At 71.7% G+C, this 22,841-nt stretch carries 21 protein-coding genes; 7 read left to right on the top strand and 14 right to left on the bottom strand.

The genetic code is table 11. The features are described 5' to 3' along the window. The first annotated feature begins 23 nt into the window (after positions 1-23). Positions 24-857 carry a hypothetical protein gene (locus tag AB0M88_RS05825; protein WP_364095959.1) on the top strand — a complete coding sequence of 278 codons (834 nt, stop codon included), beginning with the start codon at positions 24-26 and terminating at the stop codon, positions 855-857. A gap of 102 nt (positions 858-959) precedes the next feature. Continuing rightward, complete coding sequence (locus tag AB0M88_RS05820; protein ID WP_364095956.1) at positions 960-2,288, top strand: discoidin domain-containing protein; 1,329 nt, start codon at positions 960-962, stop codon at positions 2,286-2,288. A 13-nt stretch (positions 2,289-2,301) separates the two neighbouring features. On the opposite strand, the gene AB0M88_RS05815 is transcribed toward AB0M88_RS05820, so the two are convergent. From AB0M88_RS05815 to AB0M88_RS05795, 5 genes are all read right to left on the bottom strand, one after another. Further along, the gene (locus tag AB0M88_RS05815; RefSeq protein WP_364095953.1) at positions 2,302-2,781 is read right to left on the bottom strand and encodes a DinB family protein; all 480 of its coding nucleotides are present in this window, start codon (positions 2,779-2,781) and stop codon (positions 2,302-2,304) included. A 61-nt stretch (positions 2,782-2,842) separates the two neighbouring features. Beyond that, positions 2,843-3,883 (bottom strand): S1 family peptidase, encoded by a 1,041-nt coding sequence (locus AB0M88_RS05810; RefSeq protein ID WP_364095951.1) that lies wholly within the window; start codon positions 3,881-3,883, stop codon positions 2,843-2,845. Positions 3,884-4,060: 177 nt separating this feature from the next. Further along, positions 4,061-5,356 (bottom strand): FAD/NAD(P)-binding protein, encoded by a 1,296-nt coding sequence (locus AB0M88_RS05805; protein ID WP_364095948.1) that lies wholly within the window; start codon positions 5,354-5,356, stop codon positions 4,061-4,063. Continuing rightward, a complete protein-coding gene (locus tag AB0M88_RS05800; RefSeq protein ID WP_364095946.1) occupies positions 5,353-5,820 on the bottom strand; it encodes a winged helix-turn-helix domain-containing protein in 468 nt (155 codons plus the stop codon). The genes AB0M88_RS05805 and AB0M88_RS05800 overlap by 4 nt, the downstream gene beginning before the upstream one ends. A gap of 67 nt (positions 5,821-5,887) precedes the next feature. Beyond that, positions 5,888-6,316: a cupin domain-containing protein gene (locus AB0M88_RS05795; protein WP_364095944.1), complete on the bottom strand. Its 429-nt coding sequence runs from the start codon at positions 6,314-6,316 to the stop codon at positions 5,888-5,890. Positions 6,317-6,461: 145 nt separating this feature from the next. Between AB0M88_RS05795 and AB0M88_RS05790 the strand changes: the two genes are divergently transcribed. Continuing rightward, the gene (locus AB0M88_RS05790; protein WP_364095941.1) at positions 6,462-6,941 is read left to right on the top strand and encodes an NAD(P)H-dependent oxidoreductase; all 480 of its coding nucleotides are present in this window, start codon (positions 6,462-6,464) and stop codon (positions 6,939-6,941) included. A gap of 105 nt (positions 6,942-7,046) precedes the next feature. Here the strand turns inward: AB0M88_RS05790 and AB0M88_RS05785 are convergent, their stop codons facing one another. From AB0M88_RS05785 to AB0M88_RS05770, 4 genes are all read right to left on the bottom strand, one after another. After that, on the bottom strand, positions 7,047-8,717 hold the full coding sequence (locus tag AB0M88_RS05785; RefSeq protein ID WP_364095938.1) for a S8 family serine peptidase: 1,671 nt from the start codon (positions 8,715-8,717) through the stop codon (positions 7,047-7,049). 75 nt (positions 8,718-8,792) lie between these two features. Further along, positions 8,793-9,860 carry an epoxide hydrolase family protein gene (locus AB0M88_RS05780; RefSeq protein WP_364095935.1) on the bottom strand — a complete coding sequence of 356 codons (1,068 nt, stop codon included), beginning with the start codon at positions 9,858-9,860 and terminating at the stop codon, positions 8,793-8,795. Positions 9,861-9,873: 13 nt separating this feature from the next. After that, positions 9,874-12,249, bottom strand: a complete 2,376-nt coding sequence (locus tag AB0M88_RS05775; protein ID WP_364095932.1) for a DUF4132 domain-containing protein — start codon at positions 12,247-12,249, stop codon at positions 9,874-9,876. Beyond that, positions 12,249-12,551: a hypothetical protein gene (locus tag AB0M88_RS05770; RefSeq protein WP_364095930.1), complete on the bottom strand. Its 303-nt coding sequence runs from the start codon at positions 12,549-12,551 to the stop codon at positions 12,249-12,251. Before AB0M88_RS05770 ends, AB0M88_RS05775 begins: the two co-directional genes overlap by 1 nt. Before the next feature lie 92 nt (positions 12,552-12,643). Between AB0M88_RS05770 and AB0M88_RS05765 the strand changes: the two genes are divergently transcribed. Together AB0M88_RS05765 and AB0M88_RS05760 are read left to right on the top strand one after the other, a co-directional pair. Continuing rightward, a complete protein-coding gene (locus AB0M88_RS05765) occupies positions 12,644-12,766 on the top strand; it encodes a ribosomal protein bL36 (protein WP_364095927.1) in 123 nt (40 codons plus the stop codon). Positions 12,767-12,930: 164 nt separating this feature from the next. After that, entirely contained in the window at positions 12,931-14,301 is a 1,371-nt protein-coding gene (locus AB0M88_RS05760; protein WP_364095924.1) for a hypothetical protein, read from the top strand. On the opposite strand, the gene AB0M88_RS05755 is transcribed toward AB0M88_RS05760, so the two are convergent. After that, positions 14,298-16,592 (bottom strand): EAL domain-containing protein, encoded by a 2,295-nt coding sequence (locus tag AB0M88_RS05755; RefSeq protein ID WP_364095922.1) that lies wholly within the window; start codon positions 16,590-16,592, stop codon positions 14,298-14,300. The two genes, AB0M88_RS05760 and AB0M88_RS05755, sit on opposite strands and share 4 nt — an antisense overlap. A gap of 383 nt (positions 16,593-16,975) precedes the next feature. Between AB0M88_RS05755 and AB0M88_RS05750 the strand changes: the two genes are divergently transcribed. Both AB0M88_RS05750 and AB0M88_RS05745 read left to right on the top strand, forming a co-directional pair. Beyond that, positions 16,976-18,913 (top strand): peptidoglycan recognition protein, encoded by a 1,938-nt coding sequence (locus tag AB0M88_RS05750; protein ID WP_364095919.1) that lies wholly within the window; start codon positions 16,976-16,978, stop codon positions 18,911-18,913. 46 nt (positions 18,914-18,959) lie between these two features. Continuing rightward, on the top strand, positions 18,960-19,325 hold the full coding sequence (locus AB0M88_RS05745; RefSeq protein ID WP_364095916.1) for a VOC family protein: 366 nt from the start codon (positions 18,960-18,962) through the stop codon (positions 19,323-19,325). Here AB0M88_RS05745 and AB0M88_RS05740 read toward each other — a convergent pair. The 4 genes from AB0M88_RS05740 to AB0M88_RS05725 all read right to left on the bottom strand — a co-directional run bounded on the left by AB0M88_RS05740 (position 19,322) and on the right by AB0M88_RS05725 (position 22,803). Then, on the bottom strand, positions 19,322-19,756 hold the full coding sequence (locus tag AB0M88_RS05740) for an SRPBCC family protein (RefSeq protein ID WP_364095913.1): 435 nt from the start codon (positions 19,754-19,756) through the stop codon (positions 19,322-19,324). The two genes, AB0M88_RS05745 and AB0M88_RS05740, sit on opposite strands and share 4 nt — an antisense overlap. After that, positions 19,753-20,226 carry a MarR family transcriptional regulator gene (locus AB0M88_RS05735; RefSeq protein ID WP_364095910.1) on the bottom strand — a complete coding sequence of 158 codons (474 nt, stop codon included), beginning with the start codon at positions 20,224-20,226 and terminating at the stop codon, positions 19,753-19,755. The genes AB0M88_RS05740 and AB0M88_RS05735 overlap by 4 nt, the downstream gene beginning before the upstream one ends. 78 nt (positions 20,227-20,304) lie before the next feature. After that, complete coding sequence (locus tag AB0M88_RS05730; protein WP_364095907.1) at positions 20,305-21,573, bottom strand: MFS transporter; 1,269 nt, start codon at positions 21,571-21,573, stop codon at positions 20,305-20,307. Between the two features lie 9 nt (positions 21,574-21,582). Further along, a complete protein-coding gene (locus AB0M88_RS05725; protein ID WP_364095904.1) occupies positions 21,583-22,803 on the bottom strand; it encodes an FAD-dependent monooxygenase in 1,221 nt (406 codons plus the stop codon). Positions 22,804-22,841 lie beyond the last annotated feature (38 nt).

Here is a 22,841-nt window from a genome sequence, read left to right as displayed (position 1 = left end):
ATCGGGAGGGCATGATGTGGGCTATGGCTTTCCCCTTGCCGTCGGTGGCGGCGATTGCCGACCTGACGCGCTCCGCGATCGGTCAGGTGCTGGAGACAGCGGCCGCGGCGGCCACGGTGCCGATGCGGGTCATGTCGCTGCTCGGCCAGGCCGAGCTGCTGGTCAACCGGATCACGGTCATCGCCGACCAGGCCGAGACGCTGGTCGGCCGGGTCTCCGCGATCGCCGCGGCGGCCGAGAGCACGGTCGGCGAGGCCCAGGTGGTGGCCGCGGCCGCGATGCGTACGGTCGCCGAGGCCGAGGAAATCTCGGCCGCCGCCGACGCCCTGGTCGGCCGGGCTGTTCAGACCGCCGACGCGGCGGCGCTGGTGGTCGGCCGGGCCGCCCAGATCTCCGACGACGCCGCGGCGGTGGTCCGGCAGGCGGGCGGCATCAGCGAGACCGCCTCCGATGTCGTGCACCGGGCGGCCGGCATCACCGAGGCCGCGTCGGGGGTGGTCGGCGAGGCATCGGTGATCACTGGAAGCGCTGAGTCGATCACGCAGCGCGCGGCGTCGCTGCTCGACGAATATGCCGAGACGCTGCGCAAGGCGGCGCCGCTCGCCGCCCGGTTCGTCGACGAGCTGTCACCCGATGAGGTGACGGCGGCGATCCGCATGGTCGACCAGCTGCCGAGGCTGCGGGAGCACCTGATCAACGACATCATGCCGCTGCTCGGCAAGCTCGATCAGGTCGGCCCCGACCTCCACAAACTGCTCGAGGTGACCGAAGACCTGCACCTCGCGATCGCCGGCCTGCCGGGGCTGAAACTGCTGCGGCGCCGGGGCGAGGAGCGCGTCGAGGAAGATCGTCATTAAGAGTCTTGACCATTCCGCCTGAGATCGACAAGTATCGATAGCAGCCGCTTTCCACCACCCCCTGGGAGTGCTGCTGTGGTCATTAAGAGGATCCTCGCTTCGATGGCCGTGGTCGCGGCCATCGCCCTGCCCGCCGCGCCCGCGTCCGCGGCCACCACTCTCGCCGCGGGCGGCCGATCGGCCGTGTACGGCGGCGGCCCGTTCTACAGCGGCGGGCAGTCCGTCATGAACACCCTGCGCGCGTCCGGCTTCACCACCGTCGTGCTGTGGGCCATCCACGTCCACGCCGACACCGGCGACCTCTACCTCAACGATCAGCTGGTCGTCTCCAACGGGCAGTACGTCGGCAACCCCGACTGGCCGGCCCAGCTGCGGACGCTCAAGCAGGCCCCGACCTCGGTCAACCGCATCGAGGTCTCGGTCGGATCGGCCGGCCCGGACGACTGGGGCGCCATCGCCACGTTGATCAGCCAGGGCGGCACCGGGACGTCGAGCATCCTCTACCGCAACTTCCAGGCGCTCAAGACGGCCACCGGCGCCGACGCCGTCAACGACGACGACGAGCAGCACTACGACCTGAACAGCACCACGTCGTTCGCCCGCATGGTGATCTCGATGGGCCAGACGTTCACGTTCGTGCCGTACACCGACATGGGTTTCTGGCGTTCCCTGAAGAGCAACCTCGGCGCGTCGGTCGACCGGGTCTACCTGCAGGACTACGCCGGCGGCACCGGCAACGACCCGGGCGCGTGGGCGAGCAGCCTGGGCATGCCGGTCGACCCGGGACTGTGGAGCAGGCACGGTTCGGGCTGCACGACCGGTGACAGCCCGGCCGACGTCGGCAGCAAGATGCAGGCGTGGAAGGCGTCGGCCGGAATCCAGGGTGGATTCATGTGGCTGTACGACGACATCCAGGCGTGCGCCGGCCAATATCCGGCGTCGGCCTACGCGTCCGCCATCAACAACGCCACCGGGGGCGGTGGCAGCACGCCGCCCTCGGTCCCGGCCGGTACGAACGTCGCGCTGAACCGCCCGGCCACCGGCTCGGCGTCGTGCAACTCCACCGAGACGCCGGCCAAGGCGGTCAACGGCAGCGTGAGCGGCGGTACGAGCGACAAGTGGTGCTCGCTCGCCGCCACCAAGACGATGCAGGTCGACCTGGGCTCCAACCGGACGCTGAACGGCTTCGTGGTCCGCCACGCGGGTGCCGGGGGCGAGGCCGCCACCTGGAACACCCGTGACTACGACATCCAGGTGTCGACCGACAACGCGACCTGGCGAACGGTCGTGCAGGCGCGCGGCAACACGGCCAACGTGAGCGTCCACAATGTCGCGACGTCCGCCCGCTACGTCCGGCTGAACGTCATCACGGCCGAGCAGGGCGGCAACTCGGCCGCCCGCGTCTACGAGCTCGAGGCCTACGCCTCCTGACGACCGTCCGGCATCAGAGAGCGTCCAGCAGCAGGTCGAGGTGGCCGGCGTGCTGGGCGGTCTCGCTGATCATGTGGACCAGCATCCAGCGCAGGTTGACGTGGTCCGTGCCGAACGAGATCAGCTCCGCCCGGTCGTCGAGATCATCCAGCGACGCGACCGCGGCCCGGCTGCGGTCGCACGCCGCCGTGTACAGCTCCCGCAGCGAGTCGAGCGAGTCGGAGGCGGCGGAGGTCCACGCCCACTGTTCTTCCGAGCCCGGCCAGGGGGCGGGAAAGTCCCGGCCCAGGAGCTTGTGGGTGAACCACAGATCTTCCATCTGGGCCAGGTGCTTGACGATCCCGCCGATCGTCATGTCGGTGCCGGCCAGCAGACGGGCGGCCGCCTGCGCAGGCGTCACCCGGTCGAGGCGGCTCAGCACGTCGGCGCGGTAGGCGTCCAGGAACGCGGTGAGGGTGGTCCGTTCGTCGGCGTTCAGCGGCGGATAGGTCACGGCCGCATTATGACGAACGAGCGGCCCCGCGAAGGGGCCGCTCGTCACCGGGGAACCGGGATCAGAACACCGAGACGCCGTACACGCCCAGCGGCTCGGTGACCGGCTGGAAGTACGTCGTCCCGCCGGAGGAGCAGTTGCCGCTGCCGCCCGAGGTCAGGCCCAGCGCGGTGCTGCCCGCGTAGAGCGAGCCGCCGCTGTCGCCCGGCTCGGCGCAGACGGTCGTACGGATCAGGCCGCTGACCGAACCCTCGGCGTAGTTGACCGTGGCGTTCAGCTGCTGAACCTTGCCGGAGTGGATGCCGGTCGTGGACCCGCGACGGTAGACGGTGCTGTTCACGGCCGGGGTGCCGGCCGAGGTGATGTCCTGCGAGCCGACCGCGCCGCTGATCGTGATGCTGGTGTTGGTGTAGCGGACGATGCCGTAGTCGTTGCCCGGGAAGCTGGTGCCCGCACGGGTGCCCAGCGTGGTCGACCCGTTGCTCCAGGATGCGCCGATGTTGGTGCAGTGCCCGGCGGTCAGGAAGTAGTACGTGTTGCCGCTGCGCACGTTGAAGCCGAGCGAGCAGCGGGCACCGCTGACGTAGATGGCGTCGCCGCCGGAGATCTCGGTGCTGATCTTGCCCGCGGTGGTCTCCAGGCGGGCCTTGTCACCGAGTTTGGCCACAATGGACTTGACGACGGCCAGCTTGGCGCCGGTCACGGTGCTGTCGGCGGTGACCACGATCTGGTTGGTCATCGGGTCGACGGCGAACGCGGTGCCGACCGTCTTGAGGGTCGTCTTGAGGCTCTCGTCGGCGGCGTTCAGTTCGGCGCCGCTGTGCTTGACGTAGCGGGGGGTGGCGCCGGCCGCGGTGACCGAGGCGGCGGTGGCGGCGTCGGTCACGTTGACGATGACCTTGCCGCTGTCGTCGACGTACGAGCCGGCGGTCTGGGCACCGAACTGGCTGTCGATGCTGGAGGCGAGGGCGGAGGGTGCGAACGACGGGTCGATGCCGGCTGCCGTCGGGGCGGCGGACGCGGGTGACGCGACGAGCGCGGAGCCGACGAGCACGAAGGCGGCCAGGCCGACGATCGGTCGGCGCAGGTTCCGGTTGAGCACTGGTTCCTCCCGGGGGATGGGGGGTACGCCGGATCCGGCGTACCGGTGCCCTCGCAGTATTGATGTTTCTCGATATTGGCACAAGCTCGGCAAACTCTTCGGAGACAACGGTCGAATCAGCGCTGACCTGGGGATATGCAACAGTCATACAGCGGTGGTATCACCGCTTTGGGATGGTCAGACACCGGCCAGGAGCGAATTGCCGACCAGCGCCGCCGCCTGCGCGCGGATCTCCGGCACCGCGGTCGTCTCCCACTGCGCCCCGCGCCGCAGCGGCCCGATCAGCCAGCGACCACGCTGCGGCCGCCCGTCCGCGCCGAGAAGCCGGCCCGACGCGTCGATGTCCAGACCCAGCCCGTGCGGGCCGACCCGCGCCCGCCCGGCCGCCAGCAGACCGGCGGCGAACGAACCGGCCGCGGCCGGAAGGCGCCCGGACCCGGCACAGTTCACGGCCGCCCCGAACCACTGGGCGCCCGCCTCCAACTCGGCCATCAGCCCGCCGGCCGGCGGCGCGACCAGCGAACGCAGCCCGCCCGCGCGCACCTCGAGCCGCCCCTCGGCCCGCAGCGCGGCCACCCGGGCCCCGACCGCCGGCGCCATCCGGTGCCGGTGACACTCCCACGGGCGGGCGAGATGACGCAGGAAGGCGTCCTGCTCGGCCGGGGTGAACGCGACCCACAACCGGTCGAGGTAGGGACGCATGCCATCGACCACGGCACGCCAGTCGCCCGCCTGCGCGGCCGATTCCCGTACGGCCCGGACGACGTCCCGCAGACTCGCGCAGTCGTCGAGCGCGGGAACCGCGGGCGGCGCCGCCCGTACGGTATGGGTCAGCGGCAGTTGGCCGCGCCGGCTGACCAGGGTGACCGGCGCGTCGCGGCGCCCGTCCGCGGTGAGCGTGAGCGCCGCGTCGACCGCGGTGAGCCCGGCCCCGATCAGCAGCACCGGCACGTGCGGGTCGATCGCCTCGAGCGCGCCCGGACGCCACGGATCGTCCACATAGTCCGGACATCGCGGGTCGACCGCCACCGCTCGCGCGGCCGCCGGGTGGCCGGTGGCCAGCACGACGTCGTCGGCCCGCACGAGTTCCCCGCCCGCGAGCACCACGCCCGCGTCACTCAGCACGGCCGCGCGCTCCCGGCGTACGGTCAGGCGGTCGCCGAACGCGGCGTGCGTCTGGTCGAGAACCGCTCGCAGATACCGGCCGTACTCCTCCCGGGGCCGGAAATCGTCCGGACCGCAACCGGCCCATCGCGCGAAACCACCGGGATCGTCCTCGTCGGCGCCCATCGCGGCGGCGCGCGAGTTGAGCAGATGCCAGGGTCGCGCCGCGTGGCCGTAGGCGAGCCCGCCGCCCGGCTCACCCGCCTCGATGAGCAGCACCTCGTCGCCGGTCGCCCGCAGGATCTGCCGGGTGGCCAGCACGCCCGAGGCGCCGCCGCCGACCACCGCCACCACCTTTCGCCGGGTCATCGGCGCCGGACCGAGACCGGTGCGTCGTCGGCCAGGCGGTAGCCGAGGCCGTAGACGGTGGTGACCAGATCGGGGTCGTCCACCTTGGTGCGCAGCCGGCTGACGTGCACGTCGACCGTGCGGTTGGTGGTGTGCGTGTGCCCCCAGACCTGGCTGAGCAGCTGGGTGCGACTGAACACCTGCCGCGGGTGCCGGGCCAGGAACAGCAGCAGGTCGAACTCGAGGCGGCTCAGCTCCAGCGGGATGCCGTCGCGCAGGGCGGTGCGGGCGATCGGGTCGAGGCTGATGCCGCCGGCCGGCGGTGGCTCGTCGAGTTCGACCGCGATGGCCGGGCCGGCCACGTCGACCAGGTCACGCAGGACCGCGAGCACGCGGTCGCGGCCGGCGGCGGCACCGCCGGCGATGCTGATGGTCACGGTGACCGGAGCGTCCGGCAGCAGTTCGGGTACGGCGAGCACAGTCATCCTCTTCTCCCATATGACTAGTAGGTTACGGGGCCGAGGATGGCCGCGGCGTCAGCGGCGCGCCCGATTACTCCCCGGGATCCGGCTTCAAGGAGGGCAGGTTGACGACGATGGCCTCCTGCGTGCTGCGGGCGATCACCACGACCGCCTCGTTGCCGGGGTCGGGGTTCTCCTCGCGGTGGGGCGCGAACGGCGGGACGAAGACGTAGTCGCCGGGCTTGGTCTCGAGTCGCTTCTCGGCCCCGGTCTCGCGGTCGAAGAACACGAAGACCGGATGGCCGCGGACGACGTAGATCGCGGTCTCGGACTCGCCGTGGTGATGGTCGCCGCTCGCCGCACCGGGCGAGACGTGCGTCTCGCCCATCCACAGCGCCCGGCTGCCCACGGTCTTGCCGCTGATCGCCTCGACCCGGGTCATCCCCGCGGTCTGTGCGGTGTCGCCGGACAGACCGGCCGGCACGACGTGGTGAAGTCTCCGATGGAAGTCATCGCTCATGCCCCCACTCTTGCCATGCCGCAACTCTGGCCGCAATCCGCCTCTCATGTCAACTAAAGCCTAGAGGTTTACTAGGATATGAGACTCACATTGACAGCGGGGTCGCGCGGCTGATGGTCTCGGGTTCCCGCATAGTAGGAGTGTCATGACCAAGACCGTTGTGGTGTCAGGAAATCCGCGACCGGCCTCCCGCACGTCCGCCCTGGCCGTCGCCGTCGGCTCGGCGCTCTCCGAGGCCCCCGCCGTCATCGAGGTCGGCGCTCTGGGGGCCGGGCTGCTCACCCCGGGCGACCCGGCGACCGCCGACGCGCTCGACCAGATCCGCTCGGCCGACCTGCTGGTCGTCGCCACCCCGACCTACAAGGCCAGCTACACCGGCATCCTCAAGGTGCTGCTCGACCAACTGCCGTCGGCGGCCCTGGCCGGCAAGCGGGCGGTGCCGGTGGTGACGGCCGGCATCGCACCCCAGGCCGCGGCGGCCGAGACCCTGCTCCGCCGGCTGCTCACCGAGCTGGGCGCCGAGGTCCTGCCCGGCCTGCCGGTCACCGAGGCCGACCTGCCGTCCTCCGAGGCGCTGGTCGCCGCCTACGCCCAGGATTTCCACAGTCACGTGACAGCCGGCTGACATGGCCGGCGACTAGGCTCGGCGGACAACACCGTCCCGCCCGGCGACCTCCTGCCCCCAGGCCGCCGAGCGGGACGGTTTCTTCTACGGCTGCACGGATTCTCTTCAGGGCTGCACGCTGAGGGTGTAGGTCGCGGTCGCCAGGTTGCCGGCCAGGTCCATGAACTGGACGGTGAAGGTCGACTCGCCCGCCTCGACCGGGGTTCCCGTGATCCGGCCGGTCTCGTCGAGGATCAGGCCGGCCGGCAGCAGGCCGTCACTCACGGCCCACGATCCGGCGCGGCCGTCGGCGACGGCCAGCTTCTGGGCGTACGCGGACCCGGCCGTCCCCGACGGCAACGAGGTCGTCGAGATCACCGGGGCGCCGCCGGTGACCGTGAAGGTGACGGCCCGGGTCACCGTGTTGGGCACGTAGTCGACGAACCGGACGACGACCGTGCTCGTGCCGGAGGCGGCCGGCGTACCGGAAAGCGTGCCGCTCGCCGAGAGCTTGAGCCCGGCCGGCAGGTGGCCGCTCGCGACCGACCACGAGCCACGGCGGCTCGACGCGAGCGCGAGCTTGCCGGTGAACGCCTGGCCGACCGCGGCCGGGAAGTGGCTCGACGTGATGACCGGCGCGGCGACCGGGGTGGGCACGTAGAGCAGCCGGTTGGGCGAGCCCTTGAGGTCGGCGACCCGGCCCGTGGTGGCCTTGGCGACCAGATAGTCGCGCACCTGGGCCGGGGTGTCGGCCGGGTAGGCGTCGAGGACCAGCGCGGCGGCGCCGGCGACATGCGGGGCGGCCATCGAGGTGCCGCTGAGCACCGCGGTCGCGGTGTTGCTGGAGGCCCAGGCCGAGCGGATGTCGACGCCGGGGGCGAACAGGTCGAGCACGCTGCCGTAGTTGGAGAACGACGCCCGGCGGTCCCGGCTGTCGGTCGCACCGACGGTGATCGCCGGCGCCAGGGCGGACGGGCTCTCGGAGGCGGCGTTGACGTTCTCGTTGCCGGCCGCGACGACGTACGTGACCCCCGACCTGATCGACTTCTGGATGGCCGCCTCCAGCGAAGCGCTGCGGGCGCCGCCCATGCTCATGTTGGCGACGGCCGGCTTCACGGCGTGGGCGGTCACCCAGTTCACGCCGGCGATCACGTCGTACATGTCGCCCTCGCCGGCGCAGTCGAGCACCCGGACCGCCACGATCTTGACCTTCTTGGCGACGCCGTACGTGGTGCCGCCGATCGAGCCGGCGACGTGGGTGCCGTGCCCGTTGCAGTCCTGGGCGGTGCCGTCGTGGTCGACGAAGTCGTAGCCGTTGGACGCCCGGCCCCCGAAGTCGCGGTGGCTGACCCGGACCCCGGTGTCGATCACGTACGCGTGCACCGAGTCCCCGTCGTCCATCGGTGTGTACGTCTTCGACGCCGACACGGTCCGCTGGTCGATCCGGTCGAGACCCCAGTCCGGGCTCTTCTGGACCGCGGCGATGTGCACGCGCCGGTCCTGCTCGACGTACCGGACAGCCGGGTCGGCGGCGAGCCGCCGGGCCTGGGTGGCCGTCATCGCGGCCGACACCGTGCTGCCGGCCCGCTGGAGCACCTTCGCCCCGCCGAGGTGGGTTCCGGCCGCACCGATGGTCCCGTCCTCGAGCGTGACGATGTAGCGCCCCGGGATCGCGCCGGCCATCCCCAGCCCGAGCACCCGGCCCTCGGCCGGCCGGGCCAGCGCGGGGGCGGCGGTCGCGGCCAGCGTGGCGGCCGCCGTGGCGGTGAGGATGACTCCGAGAGCGCGCATTCGCATGGCCGCTGATTCGGTCGCCGGCCGCCCCAGTTGAGAAACTCAGAGCCGTTGGGAAACTCAGAGCCGTTGAGCAACTCAGAGCCCCAGGCCGTCCACGAACCCGCCCAGGTCGGCGATCAGCAGTTCGGGCGACTGGTGGGCGGCGAAATGGCCGGGCCGGTCGTAAACATTCCAGGCGGCCACGTTGCGGTGCCGGGCCGCGACCAGACGGCGGAACGGCCGATAGTCGTCGGCGAACTGGGCGGCGCCCAGCGGCACCGTGGTCGGCTCGCCCGGCACCGGACGCAGGGCGTCCTCGCGGTAGATCCGCATGGCCGAGGCCACGGTGCCGGTCAGCCAGTGGATCGACACGTTGGTCAGCACGAAGTCGGGATCGAGGCCCTCGCGGTAGATCAGGCAGTGCCAGCCGAGCAGGCCGACCGGCGAGTCGGCGAGTGCGAAGGCCAGCGATTGCGGCTGCTGGGCCTGCACGTGGTGGTAGGCGCTCATGTTGGCCTCGAACCAGGCCTGGTCGTCGAGGGCCGCCCGCTCGTCGGGGGTCGGGTCGTCCAGGTGGCCGGGCGTGTCGGTCCAGAGTTGGGTGACGTGCACGCCGGCGACCGCGTCGGGGGCGATCCGGCCGAGCTCCGGGGCGATCGTCGAGCCCCAGTCGTTGCCCGCGGCGACGTACCGCCGGTAGCCGAGTCGCCGCATCAGCTCGGCCCAGGCGTGCGCGATCCGCACCGGGCCCCAGCCGCGGCTGCGGGTCGGCCCGGAGAAGCCGAAGCCGGGCAGCGACGGCACGACCAGGTGGAATCGCTCGGAGAGCGGCCCGAGCACGTCCAGGAACTCGGCCACCGATCCCGGCCAGCCGTGGCTCAGGATGATCGCCGGGGCGTCCGGGTCGGGGCAGCGGACGTGCAGGAAGTGGATCCGCTCGCCGTCGATCTCGGTGCGGAACTGCGGGTACGCGTTCAGCCGCCGCTCGACCGCACGCCAGTCGAAGCCGTGCAGCCAGTGGTCGGCCAGTTCGCGCACATAGCGCCCGGGCACGCCGTAGTCCCAGCCGGCGTCATCCAGTTCGTCGGGCCAGCGGGTGGCCGCCACCCGGCGGCGCAGATCGTCGAGGTCGTCCTGGGGAACTGCTACGCGAAAGGTCTCCATGCCCGGGTGACGATCAGGACGGCAGCTGCCGGACAATCGACGGGTCGGAGATTTTGTCGTCGGCGGCCAGCATGATCGCCTTGGAGAGGATCACCGAGAGCAAACGGTCGTCGTCGAACGGCAGCGCCGGGCTTTTGCCGCTCGGCTTTCCCGACGGGACGATGCACAGATAGCGGTCGGTCGGCTCGATCAGGACGTTGCCCGAGCCCAGGTGGATCTTGTAGGCGCCGCGGACCCCGGTGACCCGCAGGAACCGGTCGTCGAGCTTCACCCGTGCGGCGATGGTCAGCCGGGGCAGCAGCCTCCGCAGCACGTCGCGCCGCACCTTCGCGGCCGCGGTGAGCGCGCCGAAGCCGGTGCGCTCCCAGTATGGGAAGAACGGGTGCTCGCCCCGGTCGGCCCACGAGTCGTCGGCCGCGATCGAGGTGACCCCGACGAACAGGTCGACGTCGCGCATCGCCTCACTGAACACCAGCGGCGGCACCTCGGTCAGGGCCGCGGGCGTCCACGCCGTGCCGTCGCGCCGCGCGAACCGCACCTGGTCGGTCGAGCAGAAGGCCACGCGGCCGTGGACCTCCTCGTCGACCAGCTCGTGGCGGAACGACGCCCGCCACGCCCCGCCGGCGAACTCCCGGGTCGCCTCGCTGTCGTAGCCGCCGTCGAAGAAGCCCAGATAGTCGCCGTGCCAGCCGCGGGCCCGCATGAGCGCCGCCGCCTGCGGATAGCGCAGCACGTGGGCGGCGAACCGGTTGGAGTAGATCCGCGTCTCCTCCTCGGCCGGGGTGAGCGGATAGACCTCGCGAAACGCCTGCTTGAACGGCTGCCGCAGACCCGACTCGACGATGCGGTCGCGCCAGCCGGTCACCTCGCCGGGCGTGGCCCGCAGCGGGTGCCAGAGCCGGACCCGCTGGAAGCGGTCGAAAGGCGGAAGGGCCGGGGTCCACGTCACCCCGTCGTCGGACCCCTCCCAGATCAGCCGGGCGGCGATCGGGCCGGTGACCGGGTGCTCGAGGTAGCGCGTCACCCAGGTCTCCCACCCCCACTCCCGCTCGGCGGACAGGAGCCCCTCGAGACGCTCCCGTTCCCGCCCGAGCGTCCTGGTGAGCGCCTTGACCACCGCCCGCGGCTCGTCGGCGTCGACCCCGGGCGGCACGCTCTTGAGAGGTCGGCCGTCGCGCACCGCGCGCAGCCGCGCCTTCTCGCCGTCGATCTCGACGATCAGCTCCAGCCCGCCCGGCCGGCCGAACACCCGGGCCGGATGGTCGTCGACCGCCCGCTCGGCCGCCTCGCCCGGCGCCCAGCCGCGCCGCTCGGCCGCCCGGTCGAGAGCCGAGCTCACCCGGGTCTTCAACGCCTTGTATCGCACCGCCGCCGACAGCGCGACCAGGGCCCGGGCCGTGTCGCCCTCCCGCCCGGCCAGCGCCTCGACCGCGGCCGCGGCCACGCGCGGGGCGATCGGATAACCCACCGAGCGGCTCGGCGGCGACCCGGCCACCACCGCCGCCCGGGCCAGCGCCGCCGACGCCTCCTCGCCCGGGTCGGCCGCGACCAGCCAGACCATGCCCCGCAGCAGGGTGTCGGTGTCTTCGTGGATCTCTTCGCCGCGCGCGGCGAACGTCTCGAGCATCACCCGCGCGACGGCCGCACCGTCGGGCGCGGCGGCCAGCCGGCTCTCGGCCGTGCGCAGCCAGCCCCGGGTGGGAACCGGCTTGGCCAGCGAAACCGCGTGCAGCAACAGCGGCCGCATGCCGGTGCCGCTCAGCCGACCGCCCAGCGCGGCGCGGATCGCCGGGCCGACCCGGTCGCCGTCGTGCAGCAGATAGGGCGGCAGGTGGTCGGTGAGCCGGTCGATGACATCGGAGTAGAGCCGGGTCACCCGCAGCCGCTCGTCGAGCGTGTCGATCTCGTCGCGGGCGGACAGCACCGCCTCGAAGACCGGCAGCAACCCGGACAGCTGATCATCGGGCAGCTCGGCCGCGATCAGCGCGGGCAGATGGTGGGCCTGGCCGAGGTGGCGCGCCTCCGACTCGGCCAGCACGGCCAGCGACCAGAGCAGGTCGTCGCGGCGGAACCCGACCGGTCCTCGCAACAGCGCGACCCAGGCCCGGCCGACGCCCACGCTCGGCCAGTCGTCGTACGCGTGCCACAGTGCGATCTGCAGGGCGACGAGCCGGCGCTGCTCGGCCGGCCAGGGACCGACCACCTGCCGCATCTCGCGCAGGCCGACCATTTCGGCCATGCGCCCGACCGCCTCGGCGACCAGCGCGATCGGCTCGCCGGCCGGATCGTCGGGCACCGGGAGGCTGACCGGGCCGAGCGGCCGCTCCAGCCGCGTCTCGTCGAGCCCGGCCGGGCCGGGCGGCACCTCGGGAAGCAGCGAGCGCCACATCAGCCACCGACCAGGGGCACGAGCCGGATGAACGCGACCTCGGCGGCCCGGCTCAGGTCGATCACCTCGTCGAGATCGTCGACCTGCCGCTCCCCCGCGATCATCACGAAGCCGTTGCGCGCGAACTCCGCGCAGGCCGCGTCGAGCTGCCCCGCGGCCGCCGGGCCACCACCGGCGTCGAGCCGCAGCCGCAGCAACTCGCGGGCGGTCATCTCGTCGGGCAATCCGGGCAGCAGCCAGGACTCGATCTCGCGCCCGGTCATCGTCTCGTCGCACACCTTCACGTCGGCCACGGCGCACATCCTGGCCCACGGGTACGACAGAAATAACCGTCCACCCGGATGCGTTCCATCGACGCGTCGGCTGAACGCCCGGCGCGGAGAGAGGTTCCGTCATGAAGGTTCGCAACTCGCTGCGGTCGCTGAAGAGCAAGCCCGGCTCGGTCGTGACCCGCCGCCGCGGTCGCCAGGTGGTCATCAACCGCAAGAACCCGCGGTGGAGCGGTCGCCAGGGCTGACGCCACGCGGTGAAACGGGCGGCAAACCGGGGCCGCACGCGATAGTTTAGAGACAGCGAAGGCCGGAGTCCCGCCGCCACGGGGCTCCGGCCTTTCTCATGCGCCCGTTCACGACGGCGCGAAACCCCGTACATTCTCTGCTCGTGCCCGGTGTCGCGTACCCCATGGAAAGCAATCGCCGCAGCAGCGCCGCCTTCGGAAGGCACGTGGTCGCCCAGGCGCTTCGCGCCGCCGACCCGGCCGCCGCCGAGGCGGCGGACCGGGAAACCGACTGGCGGAAGGGTTATCTGCGTCACTTCCGGGCTCTGGTCGAGGCCGGACTCGACGGCCATGACCGGGCGATCGCGGCCGCCGGGCTGGCCGCGGTGCACGACCGCATGCGGTTCGTGCACGGCGATGCCGAGACGAGCCTCGACGAGGCCCTCGAGACCGAACCCGACCGGCCATTCTCGACGATCGACATCGCCGGGGCCGAGGCGGCGGAGAAGGAACTGACCCTCCCCTACCGCGGCTCGCTGCTCAGCGGCGCCTCGCTGCGACGGCAACTCGACGTCTGGGTCGCGAACGGCGTCATCGAACCGTCGTGCTCGGAGGCGGTCCGCGAGGTGGCCGACAATCCAGGGTGGCTCGACCTCTCCGACCAGCGGCTGGTCGTGCTCGGCGCGGGCGCCGAGATGGGCCCGCTGCCGGCCGTACTCGGTTGGGGCGCAACGGTTGTCGGCCTCGACCTGCCACAGTCGTGGGACCGGGTCCGGGCGGTGCGGTCGGCCGGGCGCCTGATCGCGCCCGCCCGCGGCGACGTGCCGGGCGCCGATCTGCTCACCGACCTGCCCGCGGTCGCCGCCTGGCTGCGCGGCATCGAGGGCCGGCTGATCCTCGGCAACTACGTCTACGCGCCGGGCGCCGCCTATCCCCTCCTGTCGGCCGCGGTCGACGCGCTCGGCGTGCATCTCGGTCGCCACCGGGCCGATCTCGCGCTCGCCTTCCTGGCCACCCCGACCGACGTCTTCGCGGTGCCGGGCGAGGCGGTCACCCAGGCCCGGGCGCGGTTCGACGCGAGGTCCCGGCGGGCCCGGCTCACCGCCGCGGCTTCCGGCGGCCGGCTGCTGAGGCCCAACTTCCCGTACGCGGCGAGCCCCGCCGTCAACGACAGCCTGGTCGCCCAGCAGGGCCCCAACTACGCGCTCGCCAAGCGCATCCAGCGGTGGCGGGCGACCGTGGCCCGCGCCGACTCGACGGTCAGCCTCTCGGTCGCCCCGCCGACCCGCACCCGCTCGGTCACCAGCAACCGCATTCTGGCCGCCGCCTATGCGGGCGCCCACCTGTTCGACGTCGAGGTCTTCGAGCCGGCGACCGCCAACAAGCTCATGGCCGCGCTGCTGGTGCATCAGATCCGCAACCCGCGGCCCCCCGCGTCCCGGGTCTGGGAGGAGGAGGCGTTCGGCGCGGTTCACGGCGGGCTGTGGCGTACGCCGTACTCGCCGCGTACGGCATTGCCGCTGGCCGCGGTCCGCGGCCTGTTCCCCCGTGGTTAGACCGAGACCCGGCCCTCGATCCAGTCGGTGAGGTTCTCGGGCCGGTCGGCCTTGCCGTAGAGCCAGCCCTGCACCAGATCGCAGCCCTGCGCGCGGAGCCAGTCCCGCTGGACCGGGGTCTCCACGCCCTCGGCGACCACCCGCTGGCCCATCGCCCGGGTCATCGCCAGCACCGCCCGCACGATCGGCTCGTTGGTGCCCTCGGCGCCGACGTCCGACACGAACGAGCGGTCGATCTTGACGATGCCGACCGGGAGCCGGTGCAGGTAGCTGAGCGACGAGTAGCCGGTACCGAAGTCGTCCACGCAGAGCGTGACCCCGAGCGCCTTGAGCGCGTTCAGGGTGAGCAGCGCCGCCTCGATGTCCTCCATCACGCCCGACTCGGTGATCTCCAGCCAGAGCGCGGACGGCGGCAGCCCGGTCTCGCGCAGCACCTCGTCGACGATCCTGACCAGCGAGCCGTCGCGCAGCTGGCGTACGGCCACGTTGACCGAGACGTGCAGCTGCCGGTCATCGGAGATCCACTCCGTGAGCCGGCGGGCCGACTCGCGCAGCAGCCACGTGCCCATCTCCACGATCATCCCGGTCTCCTCGGCGATCGGGATGAACTCCATCGGGCTCACGTGGCCGAGCTCGGGCGAATGCCAGCGCATCAGGGCCTCGAAGCCGTCCAGCTCCCCCGTCGCCAGGTCGACGATCGGCTGATAGTGCACGGCCATCTCGCCCCGGTCGACCGCGCCGCGCAACGCCTGCTCGACCTTGACCCGGTCGCGCACCTCGTCCCGCAGCGAGGCGTCGAAGAGCGCGTACGCGTTCCGCCCCGACCCCTTCGCCTTGTACATCGCGGTGTCGGCGTCCCGGATCAGCTCGAGCGCGTGCGCGCCGCCGTACGACCTGGCCACCCCGATCGAGGCCGAGACGACGACGTCGCCGACCGACAGGCCGAACGGCCGCGCGAACTCCTCCAGCAGCCGGCCGGCCAGCGACTCGGCGAGCCGCAGATGCGACGGGCTGGCCAGGGCGATGACGAACTCGTCGCCGCTGATCCGGGCGACCAGGTCCTCGGAGCGCACCTGGGCCCGCAGCCGCTCGGCGACCGCGCACAACAGCTCGTCGCCGACCTGGTGACCCCAGTGGTCGTTGACCATCTTGAACCGGTCGAGGTCCAGGAACAGCAGGCTGATCTCCTGGTGACAGATCTCGTCGGGTTTGGCGGTGACCTCGTCCGCCCACCGGGCGACGGTCTCGGTGAGCAGCTCCCGGTTGGGCAGATCGGTCAGCGCGTCGTGGGTCGAGCGGCGCCGGGTGACCCGTTCCGCCTTGGCCCGCGAGTTGTTCGAGCGCACCACCCGGCCCAGCACCGACAGGATCAGCAGCGTGCAGAGCACGGTCCGGATGACGTCGTTGACACGGGTGCTCAGCGGCATCATCGAGGTGACCACGACCGGCCCGGCCATCATCAGCGCGATCAGGGCGATCCGCAGCCGGCTCAGGTCACGCACCACAACCTGCTGCGGCTGGGTCAGCGTGCGGGCCGACCGCATCAGCGCGGCGGCCGGGAACAGCACGAACATCAGCATGAACAGCGAGTCGAGCTCGTGCTGGGAGACGTCGGCCAGCATGCCGTTGCGCAGCGTGAACAGCGTGTCGGCGACGAACATCGCGCACGACCCGAGGACCAGCATCCAGAGCGCGGGCTGGCGGGCGCCACCGGCCAGCATCAGCTGCGCCACCAGCACCAGCAGCACGACGTCGAAGACCGGGAAGAACGAGTCGACGACCCGCAGCGGCGCGGCGTCCGGGTGCATGGACGGCGAGATCAGGAACGTCCAGACCATGAACGCGGCGGCCAGCCCGACCAGCAGCGCGTCGATCCGCGCCGGATCGTCCTCGCCGGCCCGCCGCCGGCTCAGCATGCCGATGAACGAGGCCCCGATGCACAGGTAGGCCCCGACGATGAGAGCATCCGGGATCAGCGCCGCACTCGTCGGCGGAATGGCCATGGTCGCCGGGAAGACCGCCCGGATCGCCGAGGTCAGCACGAACAGGTAGGCCGCGGCGCTCAGCAGCTGCCACGGGCGGCGCGCGCTCGCGTCGACGTTACGGCGCGACCCGACATGCAGGGCGATCAGGCCGGCGACCAGGATCACCGCCATCGCCGGGGCCTGCAGCGCCGCCGGGCCGAACGCGAAGACCGCGAGCGCGGTGAAGCCGACACCAAGGTGCAGCCGGCCGGCGCCCGCGACGGTACACCGCGGCACCGGCCACCCGGCCGCCTTGTGGAGCTTCACGGCTCAGATCATCGGCCGGGCGCCACGCGGCTTTACCAAAGTCTTTGTGCTTATCGGCGTGCTCTTCGCAACACGCCGGGCGATGCGGGCTTATCCGACTTTTATTCGCAATTCCCGGGACCGCTGAGGCGGCAGCCATGCAGGGTGGCAGTGGCCGATCAAGTGAGACCACGGGGGTTCACGTGCACCGAAATCGGGCGAAACGCCGCGCTGTCGCGGCCTTGGCCAGCGCCACACTCTTCCTTCTCCCCAGCGGCGCCGCTGCCGCTGACCTTCGCGGCGGAGTAGCTGCCGCCGCCCTTCGCGCAACAGCGGCCGGCGGCGCAGTCGCTGGTCGCCCGACAGCGGCGGCCGACCCGCGCAGCCGGCCCGCTCTGCAGACGTTGCCGTTCGCGACGCTCAGCCGGTCCGCGGCCGGAGGCGCGACCCTGCACGAACACACCACCAAGCCGTTCAGCCTGCTCGGCGTGACCTGGGCCGACCCGACCGTAGCGATCACCGGTGTCGTACAGATCCGCACCCGAGCCCGCGGAACCGGCCGCTGGACCGGGTGGCAGAACCTGGAATCGGACGGCTCGCAGCCCGGCGACGCCCGCGGCTCCACCGACCCGCTCTGGGTCGGCGAATCCGACGGCGTGCGGGCCCGTGTCGTCGGCGGCGCCCGCCGTGCGCTGCCGGCCGGCCTCCGCATCGACCTGATCAATCCGGACGCGTCAGCCGCCTCCCCCACCCCGGCACTGGGTGGGTCGAGTAAACCAGCCGGGACCGACAAACTCGCCCGCTCATCCACCGGCAACGCGATATCCACAGCCGGCACGCGCGCCCAGGCCGTCCCGCTTCCCACCCGTCCCGTCCCCGGCATGGTCACCCGCCGAGGCTGGGGCGCCAACGAGAGCATCGTCCAGGGCGCCCCCGAATACACCGGCCCGGTCGGGGTCTTCTTCGTGCATCACACCGCGACCGGCAACTCCTACTCCTGCTCCCAGTCGGCCGCCATCGTCCGCGGCATCCAGGCCTACCAGGTTCGCAGCAAGGGCTGGGACGATATCGGCTACAACTTCCTGGTCGACAAGTGCGGCAACGTCTTCGAGGGCCGCGCGGGCGGTGTCGGGCGGCCGGTGCTGGGCGCGCACACGCTCGGCTTCAACACCGACGCGAGCGCGATCGCGGTCATCGGCACCTTCGACCGCATCGGCGTCAGCTCGGCCGTCCGGACCGCGATCGCGACGGTGGCCGCCTACAAGCTGGGCGCGTACGGCAATGATCCCGCGGGCAGGGTCACCGTGATCAGCGGCGGCGGGAACCTGTACCCGAAGGGCGCCCGGGCCACCTTCTGGCGCATTTCCGGTCACCGCGACGCGGGCCGCACCGACTGCCCAGGGGACGTGCTCTATTCGCAGCTTCCCTCGATCCGGAAGATCGCCGGGGCGGCTCCGGCCGGGCTGCGGTTCCAGCACATGACCGGGGCGGTCAAGCGGGGGCGGCTGCTCTACACGCGTGGTGCGATCAAGCCGCTCTGGAACCTCGCCACCCCGAGCGCGCTGATCAACCGGTTCGAGATCCTGGTCGACGGCGCGCTGGTGCTGGCCGAGCCGGGCGGGCACCGGACGGCGCTGTTGCATCTGACGCCGGGCGGGCACACGGTGACGATCCGGGCCGAGCACCTGTCCGGGCGGGTCAGCACGGTCACGGCCGAGGTGGTCTCGGACGCCACGGCTCCGGTCTTCACGGCCGGGCCCGAGGTGGCGCTGCGGACGGGCGCGCTCGACGGCACGGTTCCGATCCGGCTCGGCTGGGCGGCGTCGGACGTCAACGGGCTGAGCTCGGTCCGGCTGCTGCGCCCGAGCGCGGTCGACCTGGGCACCGTCACCCACGGCCGGGACGGCACCCTGCGGCCCGGTGTCCCGGCCACCTTCACCGTGGCGGCGACGGACCGGTCGGGGAATGTCGCGAGCGGGTCGGTGACGCGTACGCCGGTGGTTGTCTCGGAAGCCGGATCACAACGGACCGGAACCTGGCGCACCCTGAGCAACCCGAATTATCTGGGCGGGGTCGCTCTGGGCAGCACCGCTGCCGGAGCGACCGCGAGCTGGACCTTCACCGGCCGCTCGGCCGCGTTGGTCTTCGGCCGGGGCGCCGACTCGGGCCGGGTGCGGATCTTCGTCGACGGCACCGATGCCGGCCTCGTCGACCTGCGGTCGACGTCGACCGTCTATCGCCAGGCGGTCTGGTCACGGTCGTTCGACGACGACGGCTCCCATTCCGTACGCGTGGAGCTGGAAGGTCCCGCCGTGCTCGACGGCCTGGTCTATCTCCATTGAGAAAGCCTGACAGCAGGTGTCAGCCTCGGCGTCCAGGATCGGTCTCATGAGTGGATTCGCATCGCTAGCCATGATCAATCTGGACGCCGAGGATCCGGCGGCCCTGGCCGTCTTCTATTCGCGGGTGCTGGGCTGGGAGGTGCTGCACACCTCCGACGAGTACGCCATGATCGGCGACGGCTCGACCAGCATCGGGTGGGGCAGACTGCCCGGCTATTCGGCCCCGGGCTGGCCGGTCGAGAGCGCGCCCAAGCGCTACCACCTCGACTTCTACGTCGACGACCTCGACAAGGCCGAGGAGCAGGCGCTGGCCCTGGGCGCGACCAAGCCGTCGGACCAGCCGAACGCCGAGCGCTGGCGCGTCCTGCTCGACCCGGGCGGCCACCCCTTCGACCTCTGCGTCCGAAGTTAGCCGCGCAGGAGCGCCGCGAGCGTGCCGAGGTTCTCCCGCATCCCGCGCTTGAAGAGCTTCTCGGCCAGCGGTCCGAGCAGCCCGGCCGGCCCCGGGAGGCCGGCGCCGCTGATCGTCCCTTCGAGGATCAGCCGCGTCGCGTCGCCCCGGGGCTCGACCCGGTAGTGGTAGGTGAACGGGGTCGGCCCGGTCAGCGAGGTGAAGGTGACCTCCTCGCCGGCGGTCAGGCCGGTGATCGCCACCTCGTTGAGGGCGGGGCCACCGGGCAGGTCGCGGTGCACCTCGTAGCGCGTCCCGAGGTCGCCCGTGCCGTCGACGCGCTCGACGCGCCGGACGGCGGAATACCACCTGGGCATGGTGGTGAAGTCGGCCACGAAGGCGAACACGCGCGGCGCGGGAGCGGCGATGTCGACGGTCAGTTCGAAGGTCACGGTGTCGGCCCTTCTTGGGCGGCCAGGCGTCGGTCGAGGGCGAGCCCGGCCGGCGACTGGTGGGTGAACGCGCTGAGGAACGCGATGAAGGCGCCGACGTCAGTGCCCTCGACGGCGTGGTCGAGCAGGTCGTACAGCCGGTTCTCGATCTCGGCGACGCGCCGGGCCCGGTCGCGGCCGGCGGCGGTGAGCGTGAGCCGGACCTGCCGCCGGTCGTGCTCGCCGACGGTTCGTTCGACCAGGCCGACGGCGACCAGCCGGTCGACGATCCGGCTCGGGCTCTGGCCGGTGTCGCACACGAGCATGTCGCCGAGCTCCCGCAGGGCGAGCGGCCCGTGGTCGGCGATGATGCGCAACGCCTCGGACTGGGCCGGCGTCACCCCGATCTCCGACAGCATCACGGTCAGCCGGCGGTTGCCCTCCCGCTGGGCCGCGAGGATGAGGTATCGCAGTTGCTCAGCCGTGCGCATCGGGCCGGCCCATTAGATGTCGCGACATGTGTGTCACGACATGGATTAGATGCCCGCCGAGCCCCAAGTCAATGGCTCTCAGGTTCTCGCCGGCTCGGTGATGCCGCTGGTCGCCTCCGTGCCGAACTCGACGCCGCGGTTCTCCTTGCCCAGCGCGGTCAGCACCGCGACCGCGATCAGCACCGGCACGACCGTCACCGCGAGGGCGAACGGGTAGCCGTGCGAGTCGGCCAGCGACTCCTGGATCGGCAGGTTGAAGGCGGCCAGGCAGTTGCCCAGCTGGTAGGTCACGCCCGGGTAGAAGCCGCGGATCTCGTCCGGCGAGAGCTCGGTCAGGTGGGCCGGGATCACGCCCCACGCCCCCTGCACCATGATCTGCATCAGGAACGAGCCCAGGCACAGCAGGCCGGCTGTGTGCGAGTACGCGAAGATCGGCACGATCGGCAGGCCGAGCACGGCCGCGATCACGATGATCCGGCGCCGGCCGAAGCGCTGGGACATGGTGCCGAACACCGTGCCGCCGATGATCGCGCCGACGTTGTAGATGACCGCGATCCAGGTCGCCGTGGTCGCCGACAGGCCGATGCCGGTCTTCAGGAAGGTCGGGTAGATGTCCTGCGTGCCGTGGCTCATCCAGTTGAACGCGGTCATCAGCAGCACCAGGTAGACGAACCGGCGCACGATCTTGCCGTTGAGCAGGATCTGCCGGATGCCGACCTTGGTGACCCGCGCGCGGGCCACCTCCCAGACCTCGGACTCCTTGACCCGGGCCCGGATCAGCAACGAGATCAGCGCCGGGATGATGCTGAGCGCGAACAGCCACCGCCACGACAGGCCGAAGACCGAGTGCACGAGCAGGAAGGCGAGCGAGGCCAGCAGGTAGCCGGTCGAGTAGCCCTCCTGGAGGACGCCGGAGAAGAAGCCGCGGCGCTTGGCCGGGATCTTCTCCATCGCCAGCGCCGCGCCGAGACCCCACTCGCCGCCCATCCCGATGCCGTAGGCCAGGCGCAGGATCAGCAGAACGGTGAAGTTCGGCGCGAACGCGCAGGCGAAGCCGATGACCGAATAGAAGCAGACGTCGACGATCAGCGGGATCCGCCGGCCCACCCGGTCGGCCCAGAGTCCGAAGATCAACGCGCCGACCGGCCGCATCAGCAGCGTGACGGTGGTGAGGAACGCCATGCGCTCCAGGGAGACGCCGAAGTCCTTGGCGATCTCGGCGTAGACGAGCACGACGATGAAGTAGTCGAAGGCGTCCATGGTCCAGCCGAGAAAGGCGGCCAGAAAGGCGTTGCGCTGGTCGGGCCTTAAGCGGCCCTCCTCGGGCGGGGCGGCGGCGGTGTCCATGAACGCCGGTTAACCACCGGCGCTCATCGATAAACGCGATTCCCCTTCCACGGCGTAATCCGGCAGGGTGATGGCATCGGACCGGCTCGCGATCCGGCGCATGACGGCCGACCACGGCCAGTGGTTCATCAGGTTCATCGACCGGGCGCGCAGCCAGATCATCGTCCGGGTCCGCGGGGCGAACCCCTTGATGCCGCCGGGCGGCAATTCCATCGCCGCCTTCGCGTACGGGTGGAGAACGCGCTGATAGGCCGGGAGCCCCGCCTCGTGGTCGCCACCCGCCGCCGCCAGCTCGCCGGCCAGCACGTACGCCCCGACCAGCGCGACGCTCGTGCCGAGCCCGGACAGGGGCGAACCGCAGGTGGCGGCGTCGCCGAGCAGCACCACCCGGCCGCGGTGCCAGGTCTCGACGGTGACCTGGTTGGTGGAGTCGAAGTAGAAGTCGTCGGCCCCCGGCATCGCGGCCAGGAAGTCGCCGACCCGCCAGCCCGCCCCGGCGAGCCGCTCGGCCAGCAGCTTCTCGGCCTCGGCGCGCGTGATCCGCTCGTACCGCGGCTCCGGTTCGAGGAAGCTCAGGCTGGCCTTGGCCGTACCGCCGTGCTCCGGGCGCAGGCCCGCGACCAGCCCGCCCGGAGCGTTGTACATGTAGAAGTAGTTCTCGGTGTCGCCCGGGTCGGGCACGGTGAAGTACGCGCCGTAGGCACCCAGGTAGTTCACGAACTCCTTCTCCGGCCCGAAGGCGATCGCCCGCACCCCGGAGTGCACGCCGTCGGCCCCGACCACCAGGTCGAACCGCTCGGTGCCGCCGCTGCGGAAGGTGACGTCGACCCCGGCGGCGTGCTGCTCCAGCCGCACGATCCGGTCGCCGAACCGGTAGTCGGTGTAGTCGGCGGTGGCGTCGTAGAGGATGCGGCCGAGGTCGCCCCGCGCGATCTCGATCTCGGCCACGATGCCCTCGCCGCCGAACGCGTCGGCCGTCATGACGGCGAGCCGCCGGTTGTCGCGGTCGACCATCGCGACGCCCCGCTCGTCGACCCGGTTCGCCTTGATCGTGTCGAGCAGCCCCATGCGCTCGACGACGGTGCGCGCGATGCCGCGTACGTCGACCGCGTGCCCGCCCGGCCGCGGGCCGGGAGCCGTTTCCACGATCGTCACCTCGGCGCCCGCCCGGTGCAGCCAGAACGCCGCCGCCGGACCGGCAATGCCCCCGCCGGAGATCAGAACCCGCATTTCCCCGCTCCTCTGCGTACGCTGTAATTGATGTACTA

The organism is Actinoplanes sp. NPDC051411, assembly GCF_040682075.1.
GTDB lineage: Bacteria > Actinomycetota > Actinomycetes > Mycobacteriales > Micromonosporaceae > Actinoplanes.
The sequence above is the reverse complement of the archived record's forward strand: the minus strand, read 5'-3'. Positions and strand labels throughout refer to the sequence as shown.

Bases quoted from the DNA above. Each gene is read 5' to 3' on its own strand.
- AB0M88_RS05780 (WP_364095935.1), bottom strand. From the start codon at position 9,860: ATGGAGACCTTTCGCGTAGCAGTTCCCCAGGACGACCTCGACGATCTG.
- AB0M88_RS05770 (WP_364095930.1), bottom strand. From the start codon at position 12,551: ATGTGCGCCGTGGCCGACGTGAAGGTGTGCGACGAGACGATGACCGGG.
- AB0M88_RS05820 (WP_364095956.1), top strand. From the start codon at position 960: ATGGCCGTGGTCGCGGCCATCGCCCTGCCCGCCGCGCCCGCGTCCGCG.
- AB0M88_RS05825 (WP_364095959.1), top strand. From the start codon at position 24: ATGGCTTTCCCCTTGCCGTCGGTGGCGGCGATTGCCGACCTGACGCGC.
- AB0M88_RS05800 (WP_364095946.1), bottom strand. From the start codon at position 5,820: ATGACTGTGCTCGCCGTACCCGAACTGCTGCCGGACGCTCCGGTCACC.
- AB0M88_RS05730 (WP_364095907.1), bottom strand. From the start codon at position 21,573: ATGGACACCGCCGCCGCCCCGCCCGAGGAGGGCCGCTTAAGGCCCGAC.
- AB0M88_RS05735 (WP_364095910.1), bottom strand. From the start codon at position 20,226: ATGCGCACGGCTGAGCAACTGCGATACCTCATCCTCGCGGCCCAGCGG.
- AB0M88_RS05760 (WP_364095924.1), top strand. From the start codon at position 12,931: ATGGAAAGCAATCGCCGCAGCAGCGCCGCCTTCGGAAGGCACGTGGTC.
- AB0M88_RS05805 (WP_364095948.1), bottom strand. From the start codon at position 5,356: ATGACCCGGCGAAAGGTGGTGGCGGTGGTCGGCGGCGGCGCCTCGGGC.
- AB0M88_RS05790 (WP_364095941.1), top strand. From the start codon at position 6,462: ATGACCAAGACCGTTGTGGTGTCAGGAAATCCGCGACCGGCCTCCCGC.
- AB0M88_RS05725 (WP_364095904.1), bottom strand. From the start codon at position 22,803: ATGCGGGTTCTGATCTCCGGCGGGGGCATTGCCGGTCCGGCGGCGGCG.
- AB0M88_RS05745 (WP_364095916.1), top strand. From the start codon at position 18,960: ATGAGTGGATTCGCATCGCTAGCCATGATCAATCTGGACGCCGAGGAT.
- AB0M88_RS05775 (WP_364095932.1), bottom strand. From the start codon at position 12,249: ATGTGGCGCTCGCTGCTTCCCGAGGTGCCGCCCGGCCCGGCCGGGCTC.
- AB0M88_RS05765 (WP_364095927.1), top strand. From the start codon at position 12,644: ATGAAGGTTCGCAACTCGCTGCGGTCGCTGAAGAGCAAGCCCGGCTCG.
- AB0M88_RS05795 (WP_364095944.1), bottom strand. From the start codon at position 6,316: ATGAGCGATGACTTCCATCGGAGACTTCACCACGTCGTGCCGGCCGGT.
- AB0M88_RS05785 (WP_364095938.1), bottom strand. From the start codon at position 8,717: ATGCGAATGCGCGCTCTCGGAGTCATCCTCACCGCCACGGCGGCCGCC.